The organism is Phyllobacterium myrsinacearum, from assembly GCF_002980555.1.
GTDB classification, from domain to species: Bacteria; Pseudomonadota; Alphaproteobacteria; order Rhizobiales; family Rhizobiaceae; genus Phyllobacterium; species Phyllobacterium myrsinacearum.
In genome coordinates, this window is record NZ_PVBT01000001.1 from 160,858 (window position 1) to 178,815 (window position 17,958).

Below are 17,958 nucleotides of genomic sequence, written 5' to 3' on the forward strand. Positions count from 1 at the left end.
CGGATCCGGTTCTTGCAGCGACATAACGGCGCAGGGATATTCAAGGCCCTTATATAGGTCAATTGACTCGATCTTGCCAACAGGAAGTGGCAGGCGGTGCATTTTTCTCACGCAAAGGTGAGTGCTGTGTCGCTGCGGCAACGGCCGCAGACATGGGTGAAAGCCGGCAAAATGGCGATTTTCAACAATCTCCTGGAATTCGCAGAAGTTACCAGAGAATGACTCGCTGTTTAGGCAATTATTAAAGCCCTGCCTGTAATGTCAGCTGCGATAGGTCTTGAAGTTTAGTGTAGAGAGTACAATGACCGATCTTGTTCGACCGAGAGTAAAATACGTAATCGGCCCGGATGGCAGCCCGCTGACCATCGCCGATCTTCCACCCGCCAATACGCGGCGCTGGGTTATTCGCCGCAAGGCTGAGGTGGTTGCCGCTGTGCGCGGTGGTCTTCTTAGTCTTGAGGAGGCTTGCCATCGCTATACGTTGACGGTGGAAGAGTTCCTGTCCTGGCAGTCCTCGATCTCCGATCATGGCCTGGCTGGACTAAGAACAACCCGGATACAGCAATATCGTCATTAGATGATGTCGCCTTTGAGTTTGGCTGAGGCTGGTCGTTGAGACCAGCCTTTTCCTTTTCATGGGGATCAGAATTGCCGTCGCTGCCATGCTGTTCCGCTCCAGCCGGAAACCTGATCTAACAGATCACGGATGACGGCAAGGAGACGTTGAATGGCAGACGATATCAAAATTACCAAGGAAGAAACCGCAAAGGGCGGGCGCTATGTGACCGTCGTCTCGGGGCACGAGGCGGAGATGACGTTTTCCCGGGTGAATCCCGAACTGATCATCGTTGATCACACGGGTGTGCCGGATGCGCTGCGCGGCCAGGGCGTGGGGCAGGCGCTGGCGCTGCACGCGGTTGATGATGCGCGGGCCGGGGGATGGAAGATCATTCCCCTGTGCCCGTTCATGCGCGCCCAATCCCTGCGGCACAAGGATTGGGCCGATGTGGTGCGGCAGAGCTGAAACAGACCCGGCTGCCGTTCCTGGTCAGCCGATCATGGCGCGTTTGTCGGCGACCGGCATGTCGTCGATGTCGCGGACCTTGCCGTCGCGCTGTTCCAGCGCCTCGGCCTTGGCCAGCTCGGCTTCTGATTCGGCCAGTGCCGCCTCGGCATCGTCCTTCTGAGCCTTCAGGTCACGGATCGAATCAAACAGATTGTCGCGGCGCTGGCGCGCGGCCTTGGCGAATGTCGGGTAGGCAAAATGCGACGTGTCGGTAATGCCCGCCTTCTTTTCCTCGGACATAATCTGCGCGTCCAACTCAGCAGCCATGCGTTCGAATTCGCCCATCATGAGATCAAGCTGGCCGAGCTGGCGGCGCTTTTCCTTGACCTGAAACAGCTTCAATCGAACCAAACCTTCATGCGACTTCATACTCACTACCCCCACAAAGCCGGTACGCAGACTCATCAACAGGAGTCATCCGGCTGGCGTTTCACCCCGAATCACTTCGGGAAAATGAAACAAAAACTTAAAGGTTGCCGCGTCTGGTAACCTTTCCTTTACGTTCAGCATTAATCATACGCCTTAAGACTTAAAGCTCGGTAAATCGAAGTCGGCTGTGTCCGGCTAAAAATTTATTGAGTCGAATGAATCGCTTAGGCGCAGAACCTGAAGCTTTGGCTTACGGTTTTTTGCCGGGTGACTCACCTTATGAATCAACGCAGTGTCTGCGATTTTTAACTTATGAGTCAAAGACACTTGCAAAGCGGAATTAGATTTTGTTAACCATTCGGTGGCAATCTTAACGTTATGGAAACGGCTTGTTTCGCGACCTGACTTCGGGATTGCACGGCAACCCATTTCAGCGGCGGGAAAAGGGGAATGATATGCGGGTTCTTTTAATCGAAGACGATAGTGCGACGGCCCAGAGCATCGAGTTGATGCTCAAGTCGGAAAGCTTCAATGTTTATACGACGGATCTGGGCGAAGAGGGTGTCGATCTCGGCAAGCTCTACGACTATGATATCATCCTCCTCGACCTCAACCTGCCGGATATGTCCGGTTATGAAGTCCTGAGGACCCTGCGTCTGTCCAAGGTCAAGACGCCTATCCTCATCCTCTCCGGCATGGCCGGCATCGAGGACAAGGTGCGCGGCCTCGGTTTCGGCGCCGACGACTACATGACCAAGCCTTTCCACAAGGACGAACTGGTCGCCCGCATCCATGCGATCGTTCGCCGTTCGAAGGGCCATGCCCAGTCGGTCATCACCACGGGCGACCTGATCGTGAACCTCGATGCCAAGACCGTTGAAGTCAGCGGCCAGCGTGTTCACCTCACTGGCAAGGAATACCAGATGCTGGAGCTGCTTTCGCTCCGCAAGGGAACGACGCTCACCAAGGAAATGTTCCTCAACCACCTTTATGGCGGTATGGACGAGCCGGAACTCAAGATCATCGACGTTTTCATCTGCAAGCTGCGCAAGAAGCTCGATTCCGCCTCGGATGGCGTCAACTACATCGAGACCGTCTGGGGCCGCGGCTATGTGCTGCGTGAGCCGGATGCGTCGGACATGCGCGAAATCGCCTGATCTTTGTAGGATCAATCAAGCAAAAGGCTCCGTCATCGACGGAGCCTTTTGTATTTCAGACGGCCATTTCCAGCTCGCGGCTGCGGCCGATGCGGGCCATCCATTCGAGATAGTTGGGCTCGCGCTTGATCTGCCAGCCATAGTGGCGGCGCAGTTCGTCGACAAGCCTGCCGTTGCGGCCGAGGAGATCATCCGCATACTGGATCATCAGGGAATTCGGCCAGGCCTGCGGGCGTATCTGCCGCAGGCGCTCGAACAGCCGGTCCTCCGATTCGTCCGGATGGGATTGGGCGAGGAGGGAGAGCATGGCCGCCGTCGAACGGGATATGCCCATGTGGCAATGGATCAGCAGGTGGCCCTTGGTGTCTTCGGCTTCGGATTCAGCCAGCGTCTTGCCGAAATTGAGGATTTCCGCAACGTGTTGCGGCTGCGGCAGGATCTTGCCCGCGTCAGCATCGATGATGTCGTGAAAGTTCAGCGTCGTGCGGTGATGGGTACCATAGGCCTGGAATGCCTCGAGCTCCGGCCAGTTCGGATCGAGAATGGACAGGACGTGGGTGACGGTGCGTCCGCTCTGGGCCGGCAATTCGTCAATGCCGCAAATGGTCAGCGTGGAAATGGAAAGAGGTTTCATGGGGAATCGGTCATCCTGGTGCTTGTGTGGGGCCAATCGCATTGTGGGAGCGTTCCGCCGCGATAGCAAAGATTATCCCGGATTCTTCGGCTATTTGCGACGCGGACCGGCTGAATCCGGTGGCGTCGGTTTCATCGGGGCTGCATCAGTTCGATGCGGTTGCCGAAGGGATCGTGGACGAAGCGCCGGTCATATTTTTCCAGCGGCTGGTCCTCGGTAATCGCATAGCCTGCCGCTTCCAATGCACTGACCAGGGCGACAAGGCTGTCTGTCAACAGGGCGGGGTGGGCCTTTCTCGCCGGGGAAAAATTCTGCTCGACACCAAGATGGATGCGCACGCTGCCGGTTTCAAACCAGCATCCGCCGCGCCCGGCAAGCGATGCCGGCTTGGGGACTTCGGGAATGCCGAGAAGGCCGTCATAAAATGCCCGTGCGGCCTGTTCTTCACCCGCAGGCATGGCCAGCTGGATGTGTTCAATTCCGGTTATCGCCATTTTCTTCTGCCCTGGGATCGCTGGCTTTCATTCTGTCAGCCTAGCGGTCCGGCGGCGGCCCGGCAATGGGAGATGACTACGTGGTCAGAATGACACTGCCCGTTGTTTTGCCCGCCTCCAGATCCGCCTGCGCCTTTGCCGCATCGCGCAGGGCATATTGCGCGCCTATCGGACTGCTCAAGCCATGCTCCAGGGCAGCGAGGAGGGCTTTTGACCCGCGCTGGTAGAACTCCGGGTTGTTGACGGCGGCAATGATGCTGGGGCGCATCACCGCGATGTTGCCCAGGTCTTCGAGCCGGACCGGCGGCACGGCGCCTGCCGGCTGGCCGATGGAGCCAAGAATGCCGAAGGGCCGTACGGTCTTCAAGGTTTCCATGAAGACCGGGCCGCCAATCCCGTCTATCGCGAGATGAACACCCTTGTTGCCGGAGATACGGCGCACGTCACTGGCCCAATTCTCTGATGTGTGCAGCAGCACCTCATCGGCGCCTGCCGCCTTTGCCACTGCAATCTTGCCTTCAGACCCGACAGTGCCGATGACATTGGCCCCCAGGCGCTTTGCCCAACGGGTAACCAGCTGGCCGACGCCGCCTGCAGCCGCGTGAACCAGCACCCATTCGCCCGGCCTGACAGAGCGAACCTCATGCAAAAGCATATAGGCCGTCAGGCCACGCAACAATGTACTTGCGGCGACGCGGTCCGAAACCGTATCCGGCAGCTTGATCAGGCGCGATTGCGGGATCAGCCGCACCTCGGCATAGCCGCCGAGCGGCATGCCGGCATAGGCAATCCGGTCTCCGGGTTTGAGATTGGTGACGCCATTCCCGATGGCGTCGACAATGCCCGCCCCCTCGAGCCCAAGCACGGCCGGCAGGCTTGGCGGCGAATAGAGACCGCTGCGGAAATAGATATCGACAAAATTGACGCCGATGGCCGTTTGGCGGATGCGCACCTCATCCGGTCCCGGATCGCCGGCGACAGTGTCTCTTGCCCGCAATACGTCAGGGCCGCCGGGGCCGGTCATTTCGATGATCAGTGCCATGATGTTCTCCTTTGGAAGGAGACCATTCGAACACAGTGCGCTGTGTGAGGAAATTCCGTGTTTTATCTCACTATATGTGCGATAATTCACCGATGATTGACTGGCAGGATTTGCACTATTTTTCGGTTCTGGCGCGGACGGGATCGCTGTCCGCCGCGGCCCGCACGCTTGGCGTCGACCATGCCACCGTCGGGCGGCGGGTGGCATCGCTGGAACAGGCGCTCGCGCTGCGTCTCATCGACCGCTTGCCGCGCCGCTCCCCTTTGACGGCTGAGGGAAAGGCGATCGCGGAATTGGCTGACGACATGACGCAGCTGACGCATGCCATTGAACGGCGCGCGCGAGGCTTGTCGCTGTCGGCGGTGACGACGGTGCGTATCAGCGCGCCGCCAGCGGTTGCGGCAAGGCTGATTGCGCCGCACGTGGTGGAGTTTCACCGCGAACACCCTGACATAACGCTGGCGCTTGCCGGGGCGACGCAGAACGCGGCGCTCGATCGCAGCGAGGCCGATCTCGCCGTCCGGATGGCCGAGCCGGCGGAGAAGGATTTGCTCATCCGGCGCATCGGTGCCATGCGTTTCGGGCTCTATGCCACGCGCGAGCAGGCGGCCCTGCCGCGGCAAGCGCTGGCGTTCATCGCGTATGATGCGACGCTGGATCACGTGGCCCAGCAGGTGTGGCTGCGTTCAATCCTCGCCGGACGCCCGGTCATCTTTCAGGCCAGCGATCTCTTCGGTCAGCAGGAAGCGGCCCGTGCCGGGTTGGGAGCGGCCGTGCTTCCCTGTTTCATGGGAGACAATGATGCGCTGCTGGTCAAATTGCCGGTCAAGGAGCCGCCGCCGGTGCGTGATCTGTGGCTGACGGCCTATCCCGATATCGGCCGTTCGCCCGTGATGCGCATGGTGATGACCTTCCTCGCCGATATCATCGGCCGGGAATGCCCGATCAGGATCGCTTGACCATAGGATTTCACCCGACGGAAGGCGCCGGCAGGATTTCCGAGATCGATTCCCGGTTGAAGGGCTTCAGGAGATAACCATAAGCGCCGGCCCGTTTGGCCCGCATGATCTTGGTCACATCGATTTCGGCAAGGCAGAGGTAAATCCGGCTTTCCTTGCCGCCGGGCAGGGCTCTGATCTGGCTGATGATATCGACCGACGGCATGTCCGGCAGCGCGCAATCCAGGATGATGATGTCAGGCATCTCCACGCTGCAGGCGGAAACCGTCTGAAAGCCGGTGTCGGCCGTCGTCACGACGACGCTGTCGCTCGCGAGCAGGCGCGTTGCAACTTTCCTGACCACCGGCGCTCCATCAACGACCATACAACGTAACACGTGCCAACTCCCCCCGGAATCACTGCGACATTGCAGCTGCTTCAAGGGAGAGTATCAGGCCGATTGTGAAGAAATGGCCAAGGCGGATGGTAAATTTTTACCGGCTCACGCCGCCGAAAACACGATCTCTTCCGGCGTGGCGTGGATGGAGATGGTCATTCCGGCCTCCTGCGCCAGCAACAGGGTGTAATAGGGCTGCACCGCATGGGCGTCGATCGGCTCTTCCGGGGTCTTGCCGCTGTGCAGTTCAAGGAATTTCGGCGGAACCCGCAGCATCGGTCCGCGCGATGTCAGGACGAAGCGCGGTTCGGTTTCCGGTGTCTCCAGTGCAACGTTCAGCGTGCCGCCGCGCGGCAGGGCCGCATTGGCGATCAGCACCAGGTTGAGCAGCAGCTTGACCTTGTTCTTGGGCAGCAGGACGCGGTTGCCGGTCCAGGTGAACTCGGCTTTCTCGCCCTTCATATATTCATTGGCCACGTTCTGGGCATCGCCTGTATCGATCTGGACACCGGCCGATCCGGCGGCGCCGAAGGCAATACGGGCAAACTGCAGGCGGGCAGAGGCGCTGCGCGCGCTCGATTTGATGAGGTTCATCGCATCTTCGTCGGCGCCGCCTTCTTCCAGAAGTTCCAGCCCGTTGTTGATCGCACCCACCGGCGAAATGATATCATGGCAGATGCGGCTGCTCAGGAGGGCTCCGAGGTCCGTTGCCGAGAGAATAACGGGCAATGTCATGAGAGAAACTCCTAAGGATTTGGCTGACAATTGGAATCTGCGTATTGGGGTTATGCCGAATCAGATGTTCAGGCCGAATCACTCTGATTGCTGTTGCATTTGGATACATAGCTCGGTCCGGATCGGCAAGAACGACGTCGACGATACCGGGAGATGCTGAATTCCTTATCTTTTTCCCGTCCCCGGCAAGCCATTGAAATGCCAAGATCGATTCATAAACTTTTATACAAGGTTTAGACCTTTAAATGGTGCTTCAATTACAAGGCGAACACAAGATTCGCATCTGGCGTCGGACAAAGAAGCGAACAGCCAAAAGGAATTATGATGGCGTCTCTATTCTTGTCTATGAACCGTTTTTTTCTCCTGATCCTGACGATGGTGTCCCTGGCTGTTGTAGAGCCGCATGCGGCCAATGCGGCGCAGGACCAGTTCTCGATGGATGAGATCGTCAATTCGGGGCAGAGATTTTTCGGATCGACATCCGGTGGTTTGGCATCGGCGGTCGAGAAGATTTTCCAGAGCTATGGTCTGCCGAACGGCTATATCCTGGGTGAAGAGGGATCGGGCGCCATCATCGGGGGCCTCACCTATGGCGAGGGCACGCTTTATACAAAGAATGCCGGGGATCACAAAAGTTTCTGGCAGGGCCCATCCATCGGATGGGACTTCGGCGGCCAGGGTTCCCGTGTCATGATGCTCGTCTACAATCTTGACGATATACAGAATCTCTACGGCCGTTTTGTCGGCGTGGCGGGCTCGGCCTATCTCTTTGCCGGTGTCGGTTTCAATGTCCTCAAGCGCAATCAGGTCCTGCTGGTCCCCATACGCACCGGCGTTGGCGCACGGCTTGGCGTGAATGTCGGTTATCTCAAGATCACCCAGTCTCCGACCTGGAACCCGTTTTGATCGCCCGCCTTTCCTGATGCATGAGCAAGACGCGGAAACCGTTCCGCGTCTTTGCCGTTTGATGGCGGACCGGCATTGTGCCAGATTTGAAGCGGGGGATATTCCGTTCTATCCTCCGCCTGACCTTCTAACAGGACCCTTATCGTGATCCAGACCGCACTTTATTTTGCCCTCGGATTTTTGAGTGCCGTCTTGTTGGCGCTGATCTTTGCGCCTCCGGTCTGGCGCCGCGCCATGCTGCTGACCCGCAGGCGCGTCGAAGCGGAAACACCGCTGACGCTCAATGAAATCCAGGCGCAGCGCGATGGATTGCGGGCAGAACACGCCGTGAGCGAACGCAAGCTGGAAATGACCCTGGCGGGCATCAAGGAAAAATCAGCGCAGCAACTGGCTGTGTTCAGCGAGAAGGAGCGGCAGGTCCGCCTGCTTTCGGCCGACGTTGCCGCCCGTGATGCAACGATCGCCGAATTGCAGGCATCCCTTGCGCAACGCGATCAGGCACTGGAAAAATCGGCGGAAGAGCTTGCCGGTACGGTGCAAACTCTGGAGCAGCGTTCCGCGGAGCTTGAACTCCTGCATCGCCGCCTGAACAGCACGGAGACGAAAGCCGACAGCCTGCAGATCGATGTGGCGGCACAGACCACCCGCATCGAGAACCTTTCGGACGAGCTGAAGGAAGCGCGCCGGGCCAAGCGGGACGGCGAAGAGCAGAAACACAAGCTGGAAACCGAGCTCAAGGCATTGCAACATTCGCTCGGACAGGAAACAAAGCGCGGCGATGGTGCGGAAACACGGGCAAGCGAACTGATGACGAAACTGTCGGACAACGAGGCCAAGCTTTTGCGGCGGGAAAAGGAAGTCGAGCGTCTCAACGAGCGCCTGCGCGCCATCATTGCCGAAGGCCGCAAGCAGGGTGTCGCTGCGGACCATGCGCCACGCGGCAAGCAGGCGCTTGTGCAGGCCGAGGAAAGCAAACGGTTGCGTGAAGAGATGAACGCACTGGCGTCCCAGGTGGTTGCCATGGTTGCCCGGCTTGAGGGCCCGTCGTCTCCGGTGAACAAGCTCCTGGCAAGCGCAGGCGGCGAGGTCCCTGTGGCCTATGACGAAAACGGCGAAACGATCACCAGTTTGGCAGATCGCATCCGCGCCCTGCAAAAAGCCGCTTCCGCGGTGGCGTCAAATGCCGGAGAACCGGCTAAACCGTGACAGCGCGATGCCGGAGGCCGTGGCGACGTTCAGGCTGTCGAACGCTTCGGACATCGGAATTCTCACCGTCTTGAGCGTCTGCATCAGGGCTTTCGGCAGGCCTTCGCCCTCGGTTCCCAGCAGCAGCGCCGTGCGTGATCCCGGTTGTGCGGTGTAAAGGCTTTCCATGCCCGACGGACTGAGCGCGTAAATATCGAATTTCGCCTGCTGCAATATGCTGACGAGATCGTCAATCGAGCCTTCGCGCGCGAACGGAACCTTGAGTGCCGCACCCACGGACACGCGGATCGCCTTGCGGTAGAGCGGATCGCAGCTGGTTTCATCCATCAGGATGCAGTCAGCCTCGAATGCCGCGGCATTGCGAAAGATCGATCCCATATTGTCATGGTTGGATATGCCGCACAGCACCACGACAAGCGAGGCGGACGGCAGGGCACCGATCAGCTGGCCGGCTGAACGGGGTGCGCTGCGGCGGCCGACGGCAAGTATGCCGCGATGCATGGGGAAACCGGCAATCGCATCCATGATGGCGCGCGATACGCAATAGACCGGAACGTCGAGCGGACAGAGGGCTATTTGCGCCGCAAGGCCGGCAAGCCGGTTTTCCAGGACCAGAAGCGACTCGACCGCGAAAGCCGCATTGGCAAGCAGCACGTTGAGCACAACCTTGCCCTCGGCAATGAAACGGCCTTCCCGTCCAACCAGATCGCGCTCGCGGACATTGCGATAGGGGCTGAGCCGCGCATCCTCTGCGTCATCGATGCGCGTGATGCGGTGTTCCAGCCAGCCTTCATCCTGTCGCGGCATCGTGTCAGACCGTTTCGCCTGCGGCGGCCAGGCCCGCCCGCGCTTCACCTGCCATGCGCACGAGGCTCTTATGCATGTCCCCGGCTGACGTCAGCGGTGCCGGAAACCAGATCCGCTGGACGTCGTCGCCATCGGCGATATCGAACCCATCGGCGTCAATTCCGGTCATGCGCCAGTTGCCTGCGGGTGCCTTTGCAAAGAAGCGGGCGTAGAGCGAAATGGCGTTGGCGTGATCCGCGTTCATATGTTCGACAGCGGATTTTTCCGCCGCCGCCAGCTCGTCATTGGCGGGATTGCCGGTGAGCAGATCCTCGGCCGTCAACTGATAGGCCTTGCCAAAACCGCCATTGAGGCTGGCGCCCGTGGGTTCCAGCCGGAAGAAGCGGAAATCACCCAACCCGGCGTAGAGTTTTGCCTTGGGCTGGTGCGAGATATAGCGCCATTCAATACGGGCATGGTCCGCCGTATCGCGGGCAATTTCCCTTGCCCTGGCGAACACCGTCACGCGCGGATGGGCAAGAGGATCGCCCTTGCCGGTCTCGCCGGCAAGCAGGGAGCAGCGCGGATCGGCGAGCAGGGCTGGCGTATGGGCGGAAAGGGCGGAGACCAGAATGACCGGCGTTCCATCATGGTCGGTGGAGAGACCGACGCGGGTTGCGATCGGACCGCCTGTCGCGGGATCGAGCGTTGCGATGACGGCATGGCGCGCCTTGCGAATCAGTGTCCGGGCGAGCCTGACGGCTTCGGCATCTGTCTCGCGCAGCACATCTTTTTTCTGGGTCACGGCTCATCCCTCGCATTGCTGGGCGAGAGATAATGGCTTGGCAGGCCCCCGGCAAGCCATTTTCACCGGGGAGGAATTATGCAGCGATCGGCCGGTTGTCGTTGAGGCCAACGTCGTTCATGCAATCGGCAAGCAGGTCGAGATCGACCGGTCCGATCGTGCACAGGACGGGCGCAAATTCTTCGGCTGGCACCTCGAGCGCCATCAACTCGACGAGCGCTTCCATCAGTGCTTCACGCGTGTCATACCTTGCAGAATAGTGGGGCATGATTCTGTCTTTCGAGCCGGATCAGTTGCATTAATCTTACTGCAAATACGGTAAACAAATTCTTAATTTTGCCATTTTTGGAAATTTTTTGCTTCTTTTATGAAGAAAATAACGCCATGATTTCAAATAGATGGTAAATTGTGATCACCCGTTAGCTCCATCTGCCATTGTTTGGCCCCAAATGACCTCAATCTGTGGGCAACTTCACCAGCAGGAAAAACAGCGATGAGAATTGCTTCGTGATCGGCGCAAGGAAGTGGAAAACCCCCTCGATCGTGGGTGTTATTGCCGCCATTGGCCTCGTCAGTGGTTGCACCACACAGAATGCCCAGCATGCCGGTAAGGTGAAGGCAAATCTGACAAGCAGCAATACGACCGTCTCCAAGACGTCCACCTATGCCTATACGCCGAAGGACAAGGAATGCCTGGAACGGGCGATGTTCTTCGAGTCCAACCGTTCGAGCAAGGATGGTCTGCTTGCGGTGGGCACCGTGGTGATGAACCGTCTCGATTCGGGCAAATATGCCAATACGATCTGCGGCGTGGTGGGCGAGAAGGGGCAGTTTGCTCCCGGCGTCCTGTCGCGGCCCATGCAATCGGCAGCGCTTCCCGACGTACAGCAGGCGGCTGATGCCGTGCTCAAGGGCCAGCGCCATCCCAAGGTCAAGGACGCGATGTTCTTCCACACGGCCGGCCTGCGCTTCCCCTACCGCAACATGCACTATACGGTCGTTGCCGGTGGCAATGCTTTTTACGAGAAGCGTGACAGGTACAACTCGCCGGATTTGGGCAACAAGGTGGCCAGTGTTGCCATTGCCAATGCCTATATTGCCAGCATGAGAAATACGAACCCGGCCTCGGTTAGCAACATCATGGTTGCCAGCGCGCAGCCGACGACGACAACCGCGACATCCGGTCGTGTGACCAATCAGCCATTTGCCGTGGCGCAGGCCCAACCGATGCGTGGGGAAGCTCCGCAGCAGCTTGCTTTTGCCAATACCGCTGTGCCGGTTGATCCGCCCGCACCAGCCATGGTCTTCACGGCGCCCGCACCCGCCCCGGCAAAGACGGCGGCCATGCCGCAGAATGCCGAGCAGGCAGTCCTTGCTTTTGAGGCACCGAAGAGCAAATCGGTCGATGCGATCGGGCAGATGCTGCTCGCGCAAGATCGTCCGGGCTTCACAAACTAGACAAGCAAAAGATCAGGCTCCAGCGTCGCCCAGGCGGCGCTGGTCAATATCCGTCTACGGCACGAGATAGTGCTGCGCCCACTCGTTGTGGGGAACCATCTGTCCAATCGCGTATTGAAATGTCAGAACGGTCATGTGATCGGGCGACGTCGTGCAGGTATAGGAGAGGTGGTACCATTCACCCTTGCTGCGAAAGGCGGCACCGGTCGACTGGATTTTGTCGCCGGTCACCAGCGGTTCCTTGAAGGCATAGGCGACCAGTTCGTCAGGCACCAGCTTGACCGGATCGTGGTGAATACGCTCCATGGCTTCCAGATCGCAGCGCTGTTCCAGCCGGGTCTCGGGACTCAATCCCTCCAGCTCTTCCGCTTCGGTTGAATCCATGGCTTTGGCTGAGCCCATCACGGCGGCCGTCGCCAAAAGCATGGCCAGAACTGATTTCATCAATGCCGCGCTCTCCGAAAATGGGCGGAAGGACAAGGGTCCGGGTCCGGATGCCGGAAAGGCTCCAATGTCTCCCGGATTGGGACCAAATTATGAAAAGCTCTACGACTGCTTGCGGGCGACCGGTTTCTTGTCGCCATTGGCTTCGATATAGGCGTAGATATAGGCAAATGACGGCAGGGCGGTGTTCGACGGCTCGACGAGACCGGCAACGCTGCCGAGAGAAGCCGCGTAATTGTTGCAGTTGAAACCGAACATCGTCCATTTCGGCGGGTTGGCCAGATTGGCGCGTACCTTGCCGAGAAGGCTCTGATACTGCGTTTCCGTCAAGGATACACGATAGGCCGCACCTGTGGCGAAATGGCAGTCGGCGTAACTGGGCTTCAGTTCCGCGGGCATGGGAATGAGGGCGCCGCCGTAAAGGCCCAGCAGACTGCCCTTGGGGAAGAGGCCGTTATACTGGCGCGTGAGGGGATTGCCATTGGCATCGAGCCTGCCGAAAACCACATACATGTGGCCGCTTGGAATGCCGGGCGACAGGCGCTGGCGGAATTCGATGTAGGCGGGGTCGCCGGGCTTGGTCCGGTTGGCCGTCAGCTTGACCGCGGATCCGCTGGCGCTGCCATGGGCGGCGCAGGTCAGTTCCGGCATTTCCGCAGCATAGGCCGACGGGGCAACGGACACGCTGGATGGCGGTGTCGACTGGCAGGCCGCGAGGGTGAGGGCAAAGGCCGGTGCGAGGAACATCTTGAACGAGGTTGATGCGTTTGAAGCGGTGTTCAGCAAGACAATTCTCTTTTCAATCCTGTGATGGCTTTGCCGCTGAAAACGGCACAGCTTTCAATAGACCAATGGCAATACGCGCCATGTCCTGGCGCGATATTGGCGATACTCTTCCCCGAAGGCCTCTTCCATCATCTGTTCTTCCGCCCCAATTCTGGAGAAGAACAGGAAACCGAACCCCGCCAGACCCGATAGACCGGCGATATAATTGGGCAAAAGCAAGGCCTGGGTCAATGCCATGAGCCAGAAGGCTGTGTACATGGGATGCCGCAGGCGTTTGTAGATGCCCGTGGTAATAAGTTTGTGATCCTGCTTCAGTTGCAGGGAGACCGACCACATCTGCCCCAGGGCCTTGTGCGTGAGCCGGAACAGCAGCAGTGCGGCGATGCCGGTCAGGATACCCAGGGCGAAGAGGACGGGGCTTGGCGCATAGGAGGCGAATCCCGGCTGGCTGGTGGCGGCATAGACGGCCGGAATGATGCCGAGGCCGGTCAGGGATATGGCGAGCCGCAGCGTGTCGGCGCCCTTGCGGCGGTCAACGGTCAGTTTCGCGCGGCGCGCACGCCTGTCGAACGGGCGGCGCAAGAGATACCAGGCGACGATAAGAACGACCCACAGGGCCTTTCCGGCAACGGCAAGTGACATCATATGGTGGCAGTTTCGGCTATTTTCATGGGTGAGGCGGACTGGGCGGCGCATTCGCATGGCAGCCCGCCGCGTGCGGCGACATCGGCAAAGGTTTCCGGCCCGCAGAGGATCGCATGCCAGGAATAGGCCGAGCGCTTTTCGACGCCATAGACGAATTGCCGGTGCACACGGAAGAAATTCCGGCGGATGGACCTGTAGGTTTCGTCGCACAATTGGCTGCGGAAGCGGACCTTGACCAGGACGGGCGATTCCGCATCCGCGATATTCAGATCACGGACGGGATTGGATTTGTAGAAATTCATCGGGTCGGTCAGCGATTGGGCGTCGATCCAAATGGCGCGGCTGCGCGCGACGGCTTCGACGCTTGCCCGCAGGGCTTTGGCGGCGGGATGCAATGCCAGCTTGAGCAGGCTCGAACCCACGGTGAGCAGGCCATAGCGCCGGGAATCATTCTGCTGCAGGGCGGCATCGAGAATGTGCAGGGCGCAGATCGCGCCCATGCTGTGCGCGGCAACGACGACCTCGGTCGCGGGCGCCGCTTGGCTGATCCGGGCTGCGGCATCGCTGATGACATGGTGCAGTTTCGCCGTGATGTCGGGACGGTTGTCGCGTGCCATGTCGCGCGCGAATGTCCAGTCGTCCATGATCAGGAGAAAGTGCATTTTCCGCGCTGCCACGGCAAGCAGGGCCAGGGCCGCCCCCAGGCCGACGGCAACGGCAACCGCCGCCTGCTGCGTCATCGCCAAGGCGAGGCGTCCGGCACCGATGGACAGCACGGCAACGGCACCCATGATGACGAGAGGATAAAGGAAGAAAAGCGCATAGCGCCAGCTTGTCGACAAGAAGCGGAAGAACGTGCCGCTGACGATGAAATCGACCAGAGCAACGATGCCGCTGAGGATGCGGACGGCAGGATTGCGTGCGGCATAGAAATGGTTGATGTCACCGAGGCCATAGAGGACAAAATCGGTCCTGGCGGACCAGTTCGCACCGGCGGTTACAAGCGTAAACTCCCCCACGCCGACGCCGCCCTCGGCGGACGATACTTTCAACGCGCCATCTTCCTGCAACGACATGTCGTAAACAGGCGCTGTCTTGGTTGCTTCCCGCAGGAAGCGCCGATGATGGGCCTCGACCGGCATATGTTCAAAGCCTGGCAAGAGAACAACCAGGCGATTGATAACGGACATCTGCCACCTTTCCAGGTTCCGATTGCGACGGTGTCAGCGCTCTCAGCTGAATCGAGCCAAAAAGGAATTTAGATGACCGACGTTAACAGAACGTCGTCAAAGGCAAAGAGTTGCAATGGTTGGTGCCATCGCAGCCTTTTGGCGTATCCGCCTTTCAGCCCAAACCTGTCCAATCGTTATTATTTAGGCGCCATGCGTATCGCGCCGTCAAGACGAATCGTTTCGCCGTTCAACATGGGGTTGTCGATGATGTGCAGGGCCAAGGCTGCATATTCCTCGGGTTTGCCGAGGCGGGAAGGGAACGGAATGGAGGCCGCCAGAGAATCCTGAACCTCCTGCGGCATGGCCAGAAGCATGGGCGTGCCGAATATGCCGGGTGCAATGGCCATGACCCTGATGCCGAAACGCGCGAGTTCGCGGGCGGCGGGCAGTGTCAGACCGGCAATGCCTGCCTTCGATGAAGCATAGGCCGCCTGGCCGATCTGGCCATCGAAGGCGGCAACCGAGGCGGTTGAAATGATCACGCCGCGCTCACCCGTGTCCAGCGGCTCGAGTTTGGCGGCCGCATCGCTGACCAGCCGCAGCATGTTGAACGAACCGATGAGATTGACCTCGATGACCCGGCGGTACAGTTCCAGATCATGCGGGCCGTCTCGGCCGACAATCCGCCCGGCATTGGCGATACCGGCGCAGTTCACCAGGATTCGTGCGGTGCCAAGCTTGTTTGCGACATGGGCGACTGCCCGCTCGGCGTCGTCCGCGCTCGATACGTTGCAGGCGACGGCCAGGCCGCCTATGTCATCGGCAACTTTTTGCGCCGCATCGGCATTGATGTCGAAAAGGGCGACTTTTGCGCCTTTCTCTGCCAGCGCGCGCGCCGTCGCCGCGCCCAGGCCCGATCCGCCGCCCGTAACAATCGCTGTTTGGCCCTGAACGTTCACAATGCATCTCCTCGTTGATTTTCATGGGTTCTGGCACGAGTTTGGGTGCTGATCCAGTCGTTATTTGCGGGCGCAGATGGTGAAAAGCATGTCCAGGCCCGGATTATGCCGATTTAAAAACGCTGCTTAGCAAAAGTTCGAGGCGTCTCATTTAGTGAATTTCGCTATTTTTACGGCTTTGTTAAAAAGTTTCCCCAGAATCTTCGTTTCTTCATGAGGTGGTAGGTTGACTGCGAATAAATCTGCTTGCATTGCGACATTGCAAAGGCTTCCATGCAACCTCGGTTGCGGGCATGGGGGCCGGCAACACAAAAAACCTCTGAAGGTGGAAAAATGAAGACCTACAAGAAACTCCTTGCGGCGACAGCGCTTGCAATGTTGACGGGTGGGCTGATGGCAGGTGGAGCCTCGGCTAAATCTCTCGTGTTCTGCTCTGAAGCTGCTCCCGGCGGTTTCGACCCTGCGCTCTATACCGGCGGTGAAACGCTTGACGCGACCGGACAGGCTGTTTTCAACAAGCTTGTTGAATTCAAGCTTGGTACATCCGAAGTCGAGCCGAGCCTGGCAACAAGCTGGACGATTTCCGATGACGGCCTTGAATACACATTCAAGCTTCGTCCGGGCGTCAAGTTCCAGACAACCAGCTATTTCACGCCAACGCGCGATCTGAATGCCGATGACGTTGTTTTCTCCTTCGAACGTCAGAAGGAAGGCAGCAAGTGGGCCAAGTATGTCGAAGGCGCGACCTACGAATATTTTGAAAGCATGGACTTCCCCAAGCTGATCAAGGAAGTCAAGAAGGTCGATGACCTGACGGTCAAGATCGTGCTGAACAAGCCAAGCGCCCCGATGCTTGCCGGTCTTGCAATGGACTTTTCCTCGATCGTCTCGAAGGAATATGCCGATAAGCTTCAGGCTGACGGCACACCGCAGAAGTTCAACGAGCAGCCCGTCGGATCAGGCCCATATCAGTTCGTTGATTACCAGCTGAACACTGCCATCCGTTATGAAGCCAACCCCGGCTATTGGAAGGGCAAGGTAAAGATCGACAACCTGATTTTCGCTATAACGACCGATGCTGCTGTACGCGTACAGAAGATCAAGGCGGGCGAATGCAATATCACCATCTATCCTGATCCGGCTGACGTGGCGGGCCTCAAGGCTGATACCAATCTGAAGGTTATTCAGAAGCCAGGCCTGAATATTGCTTATCTTGGTTACAACACGACCCAGGCCCCCTTCGACAAGCCGGAAGTGCGCAAGGCGCTCAATATGGCCATCGACAAGAAGGCAATCGTTGATGCCGTCTATCTCGGTCAGGGCACACCGGCGGTCAACCCGATCCCGCCGACAATGTGGTCCTATGACAAGGCAATCAAGGATGACGAATACAATCCTGAAGCAGCCAAGAAGGCTCTCGAAAAGGCTGGCGTCAAGAATCTGTCGATGAAGATCTGGGCGATGCCGGTTGCGCGCCCCTACATGCCGAACGGCCGCCGTACGGCTGAACTGCTGCAGTCCGACTTTGCCAAGGTCGGCGTGAAGGTCGAGATCGTCAGCTATGACTGGCAGGAATACCTGAAGCGCGCTTCCGATCCGAAGCATGACGGTGCGGTCATCCTCGGCTGGACCGGTGACAATGGTGATCCGGACAACTTCCTTGCCGTGCTGCTGTCGTGTCAGGCCGTTGGCCAGGCCAACCGTACCGCATGGTGCAACAAGGAGTTCACTGCGCTCATCGACAAGGCTGCTGTGACTGCCGATCAGGCCGAACGCACCAAGCTTTACGAACAGGCTCAGGTCATCTTCAAGCGTGAAGCACCATGGGCCACTTTGGCGCACTCGTTGGTAACCGATGTGACGACGAAGAATGTGACCGGTTACGTGCAAAGCGCGTTCGGTGTTCACAACTTCGCCGATGTTGACATCACCGAGTAATTGACTCCTCGCGGTACCGGC

22 protein-coding genes are annotated in these 17,958 nt (G+C 58.8%); 8 read left to right on the plus strand and 14 right to left on the minus strand.

Features of this window, described 5'->3' with window-relative positions:
• Positions 1–301 precede the first annotated feature (301 nt).
• Both sciP and C5750_RS00775 read left to right on the plus strand, forming a co-directional pair.
• On the plus strand, positions 302–577 hold the full coding sequence (gene sciP, locus C5750_RS00770; RefSeq protein WP_091878079.1) for a CtrA inhibitor SciP: 276 nt from the start codon (positions 302–304) through the stop codon (positions 575–577).
• 150 nt (positions 578–727) lie between these two features.
• A complete protein-coding gene (locus C5750_RS00775) occupies positions 728–1,024 on the plus strand; it encodes a GNAT family N-acetyltransferase (RefSeq protein WP_105731964.1) in 297 nt (98 codons plus the stop codon).
• Positions 1,025–1,048: 24 nt separating this feature from the next.
• On the opposite strand, the gene C5750_RS00780 is transcribed toward C5750_RS00775, so the two are convergent.
• Positions 1,049–1,435 carry a flagellar export protein FliJ gene (locus C5750_RS00780; protein WP_105731965.1) on the minus strand — a complete coding sequence of 129 codons (387 nt, stop codon included), beginning with the start codon at positions 1,433–1,435 and terminating at the stop codon, positions 1,049–1,051.
• A gap of 455 nt (positions 1,436–1,890) precedes the next feature.
• Here C5750_RS00780 and ctrA point away from each other — a divergent pair, with 455 nt between their 5' ends.
• Positions 1,891–2,592 (plus strand): response regulator transcription factor CtrA, encoded by a 702-nt coding sequence (ctrA, locus tag C5750_RS00785; protein ID WP_105731966.1) that lies wholly within the window; start codon positions 1,891–1,893, stop codon positions 2,590–2,592.
• 55 nt (positions 2,593–2,647) lie between these two features.
• Here ctrA and C5750_RS00790 read toward each other — a convergent pair whose 3' ends face one another.
• The 3 genes from C5750_RS00790 to C5750_RS00800 all read right to left on the minus strand — a co-directional run bounded on the left by C5750_RS00790 (position 2,648) and on the right by C5750_RS00800 (position 4,762).
• Positions 2,648–3,226, minus strand: coding sequence for a tyrosine phosphatase family protein (locus tag C5750_RS00790; RefSeq protein WP_105731967.1), 579 nt, complete (start codon positions 3,224–3,226; stop codon positions 2,648–2,650).
• Positions 3,227–3,357: 131 nt separating this feature from the next.
• Positions 3,358–3,720: a VOC family protein gene (locus C5750_RS00795; RefSeq protein ID WP_105731968.1), complete on the minus strand. Its 363-nt coding sequence runs from the start codon at positions 3,718–3,720 to the stop codon at positions 3,358–3,360.
• Positions 3,721–3,796: 76 nt separating this feature from the next.
• Positions 3,797–4,762 (minus strand): quinone oxidoreductase family protein, encoded by a 966-nt coding sequence (locus tag C5750_RS00800; protein ID WP_105731969.1) that lies wholly within the window; start codon positions 4,760–4,762, stop codon positions 3,797–3,799.
• Positions 4,763–4,854: 92 nt separating this feature from the next.
• On the opposite strand from C5750_RS00800, the gene C5750_RS00805 reads away from it, so the two are divergent.
• Entirely contained in the window at positions 4,855–5,721 is an 867-nt protein-coding gene (locus C5750_RS00805; protein WP_105733047.1) for a LysR family transcriptional regulator, read from the plus strand.
• Positions 5,722–5,731: 10 nt separating this feature from the next.
• On the opposite strand, the gene C5750_RS00810 is transcribed toward C5750_RS00805, so the two are convergent.
• Positions 5,732–6,097 carry a response regulator gene (locus tag C5750_RS00810; RefSeq protein WP_105731970.1) on the minus strand — a complete coding sequence of 122 codons (366 nt, stop codon included), beginning with the start codon at positions 6,095–6,097 and terminating at the stop codon, positions 5,732–5,734.
• Positions 6,098–6,202: 105 nt separating this feature from the next.
• Positions 6,203–6,832, minus strand: coding sequence for a histidine phosphotransferase ChpT (gene chpT / locus C5750_RS00815; protein WP_105731971.1), 630 nt, complete (start codon positions 6,830–6,832; stop codon positions 6,203–6,205).
• A 324-nt stretch (positions 6,833–7,156) separates the two neighbouring features.
• On the opposite strand from chpT, the gene C5750_RS00820 reads away from it, so the two are divergent.
• On the plus strand, positions 7,157–7,738 hold the full coding sequence (locus C5750_RS00820) for a DUF1134 domain-containing protein (protein WP_105731972.1): 582 nt from the start codon (positions 7,157–7,159) through the stop codon (positions 7,736–7,738).
• Between the two features lie 144 nt (positions 7,739–7,882).
• Positions 7,883–8,944 carry a coiled-coil domain-containing protein gene (locus tag C5750_RS00825; RefSeq protein WP_105731973.1) on the plus strand — a complete coding sequence of 354 codons (1,062 nt, stop codon included), beginning with the start codon at positions 7,883–7,885 and terminating at the stop codon, positions 8,942–8,944.
• On the opposite strand, the gene C5750_RS00830 is transcribed toward C5750_RS00825, so the two are convergent.
• The 3 genes from C5750_RS00830 to C5750_RS26285 form a co-directional block, all read right to left on the minus strand.
• Entirely contained in the window at positions 8,915–9,751 is an 837-nt protein-coding gene (locus C5750_RS00830) for a TrmH family RNA methyltransferase (RefSeq protein ID WP_105731974.1), read from the minus strand. The two genes, C5750_RS00825 and C5750_RS00830, sit on opposite strands and share 30 nt — an antisense overlap.
• A gap of 4 nt (positions 9,752–9,755) precedes the next feature.
• Positions 9,756–10,535, minus strand: coding sequence for a HugZ family pyridoxamine 5'-phosphate oxidase (locus C5750_RS00835; protein WP_105731975.1), 780 nt, complete (start codon positions 10,533–10,535; stop codon positions 9,756–9,758).
• 76 nt (positions 10,536–10,611) lie between these two features.
• Positions 10,612–10,803: a hypothetical protein gene (locus C5750_RS26285; protein WP_130269732.1), complete on the minus strand. Its 192-nt coding sequence runs from the start codon at positions 10,801–10,803 to the stop codon at positions 10,612–10,614.
• 239 nt (positions 10,804–11,042) lie between these two features.
• Between C5750_RS26285 and C5750_RS00840 the strand changes: the two genes are divergently transcribed.
• Positions 11,043–11,993, plus strand: coding sequence for a cell wall hydrolase (locus C5750_RS00840; protein WP_105731976.1), 951 nt, complete (start codon positions 11,043–11,045; stop codon positions 11,991–11,993).
• Positions 11,994–12,047: 54 nt separating this feature from the next.
• Here the strand turns inward: C5750_RS00840 and C5750_RS00845 are convergent, their stop codons facing one another.
• The 5 genes from C5750_RS00845 to C5750_RS00865 all read right to left on the minus strand — a co-directional run bounded on the left by C5750_RS00845 (position 12,048) and on the right by C5750_RS00865 (position 15,999).
• Positions 12,048–12,437 (minus strand): DUF930 domain-containing protein, encoded by a 390-nt coding sequence (locus tag C5750_RS00845; RefSeq protein ID WP_105731977.1) that lies wholly within the window; start codon positions 12,435–12,437, stop codon positions 12,048–12,050.
• A gap of 102 nt (positions 12,438–12,539) precedes the next feature.
• The gene (locus C5750_RS00850) at positions 12,540–13,223 is read right to left on the minus strand and encodes a hypothetical protein (protein WP_105731978.1); all 684 of its coding nucleotides are present in this window, start codon (positions 13,221–13,223) and stop codon (positions 12,540–12,542) included.
• A 54-nt stretch (positions 13,224–13,277) separates the two neighbouring features.
• The gene (locus tag C5750_RS00855; RefSeq protein ID WP_105731979.1) at positions 13,278–13,868 is read right to left on the minus strand and encodes a protein-S-isoprenylcysteine O-methyltransferase; all 591 of its coding nucleotides are present in this window, start codon (positions 13,866–13,868) and stop codon (positions 13,278–13,280) included.
• Positions 13,865–15,058: a hypothetical protein gene (locus tag C5750_RS00860; protein ID WP_105731980.1), complete on the minus strand. Its 1,194-nt coding sequence runs from the start codon at positions 15,056–15,058 to the stop codon at positions 13,865–13,867. The genes C5750_RS00855 and C5750_RS00860 overlap by 4 nt, the downstream gene beginning before the upstream one ends.
• A 179-nt stretch (positions 15,059–15,237) precedes the next feature.
• Positions 15,238–15,999, minus strand: coding sequence for a 3-hydroxyacyl-CoA dehydrogenase (locus tag C5750_RS00865; RefSeq protein WP_105731981.1), 762 nt, complete (start codon positions 15,997–15,999; stop codon positions 15,238–15,240).
• A 333-nt stretch (positions 16,000–16,332) separates the two neighbouring features.
• Here C5750_RS00865 and C5750_RS00870 point away from each other — a divergent pair, with 333 nt between their 5' ends.
• Positions 16,333–17,937, plus strand: coding sequence for an ABC transporter substrate-binding protein (locus C5750_RS00870; RefSeq protein WP_105731982.1), 1,605 nt, complete (start codon positions 16,333–16,335; stop codon positions 17,935–17,937).
• Positions 17,938–17,958: the final 21 nt, after the last annotated feature.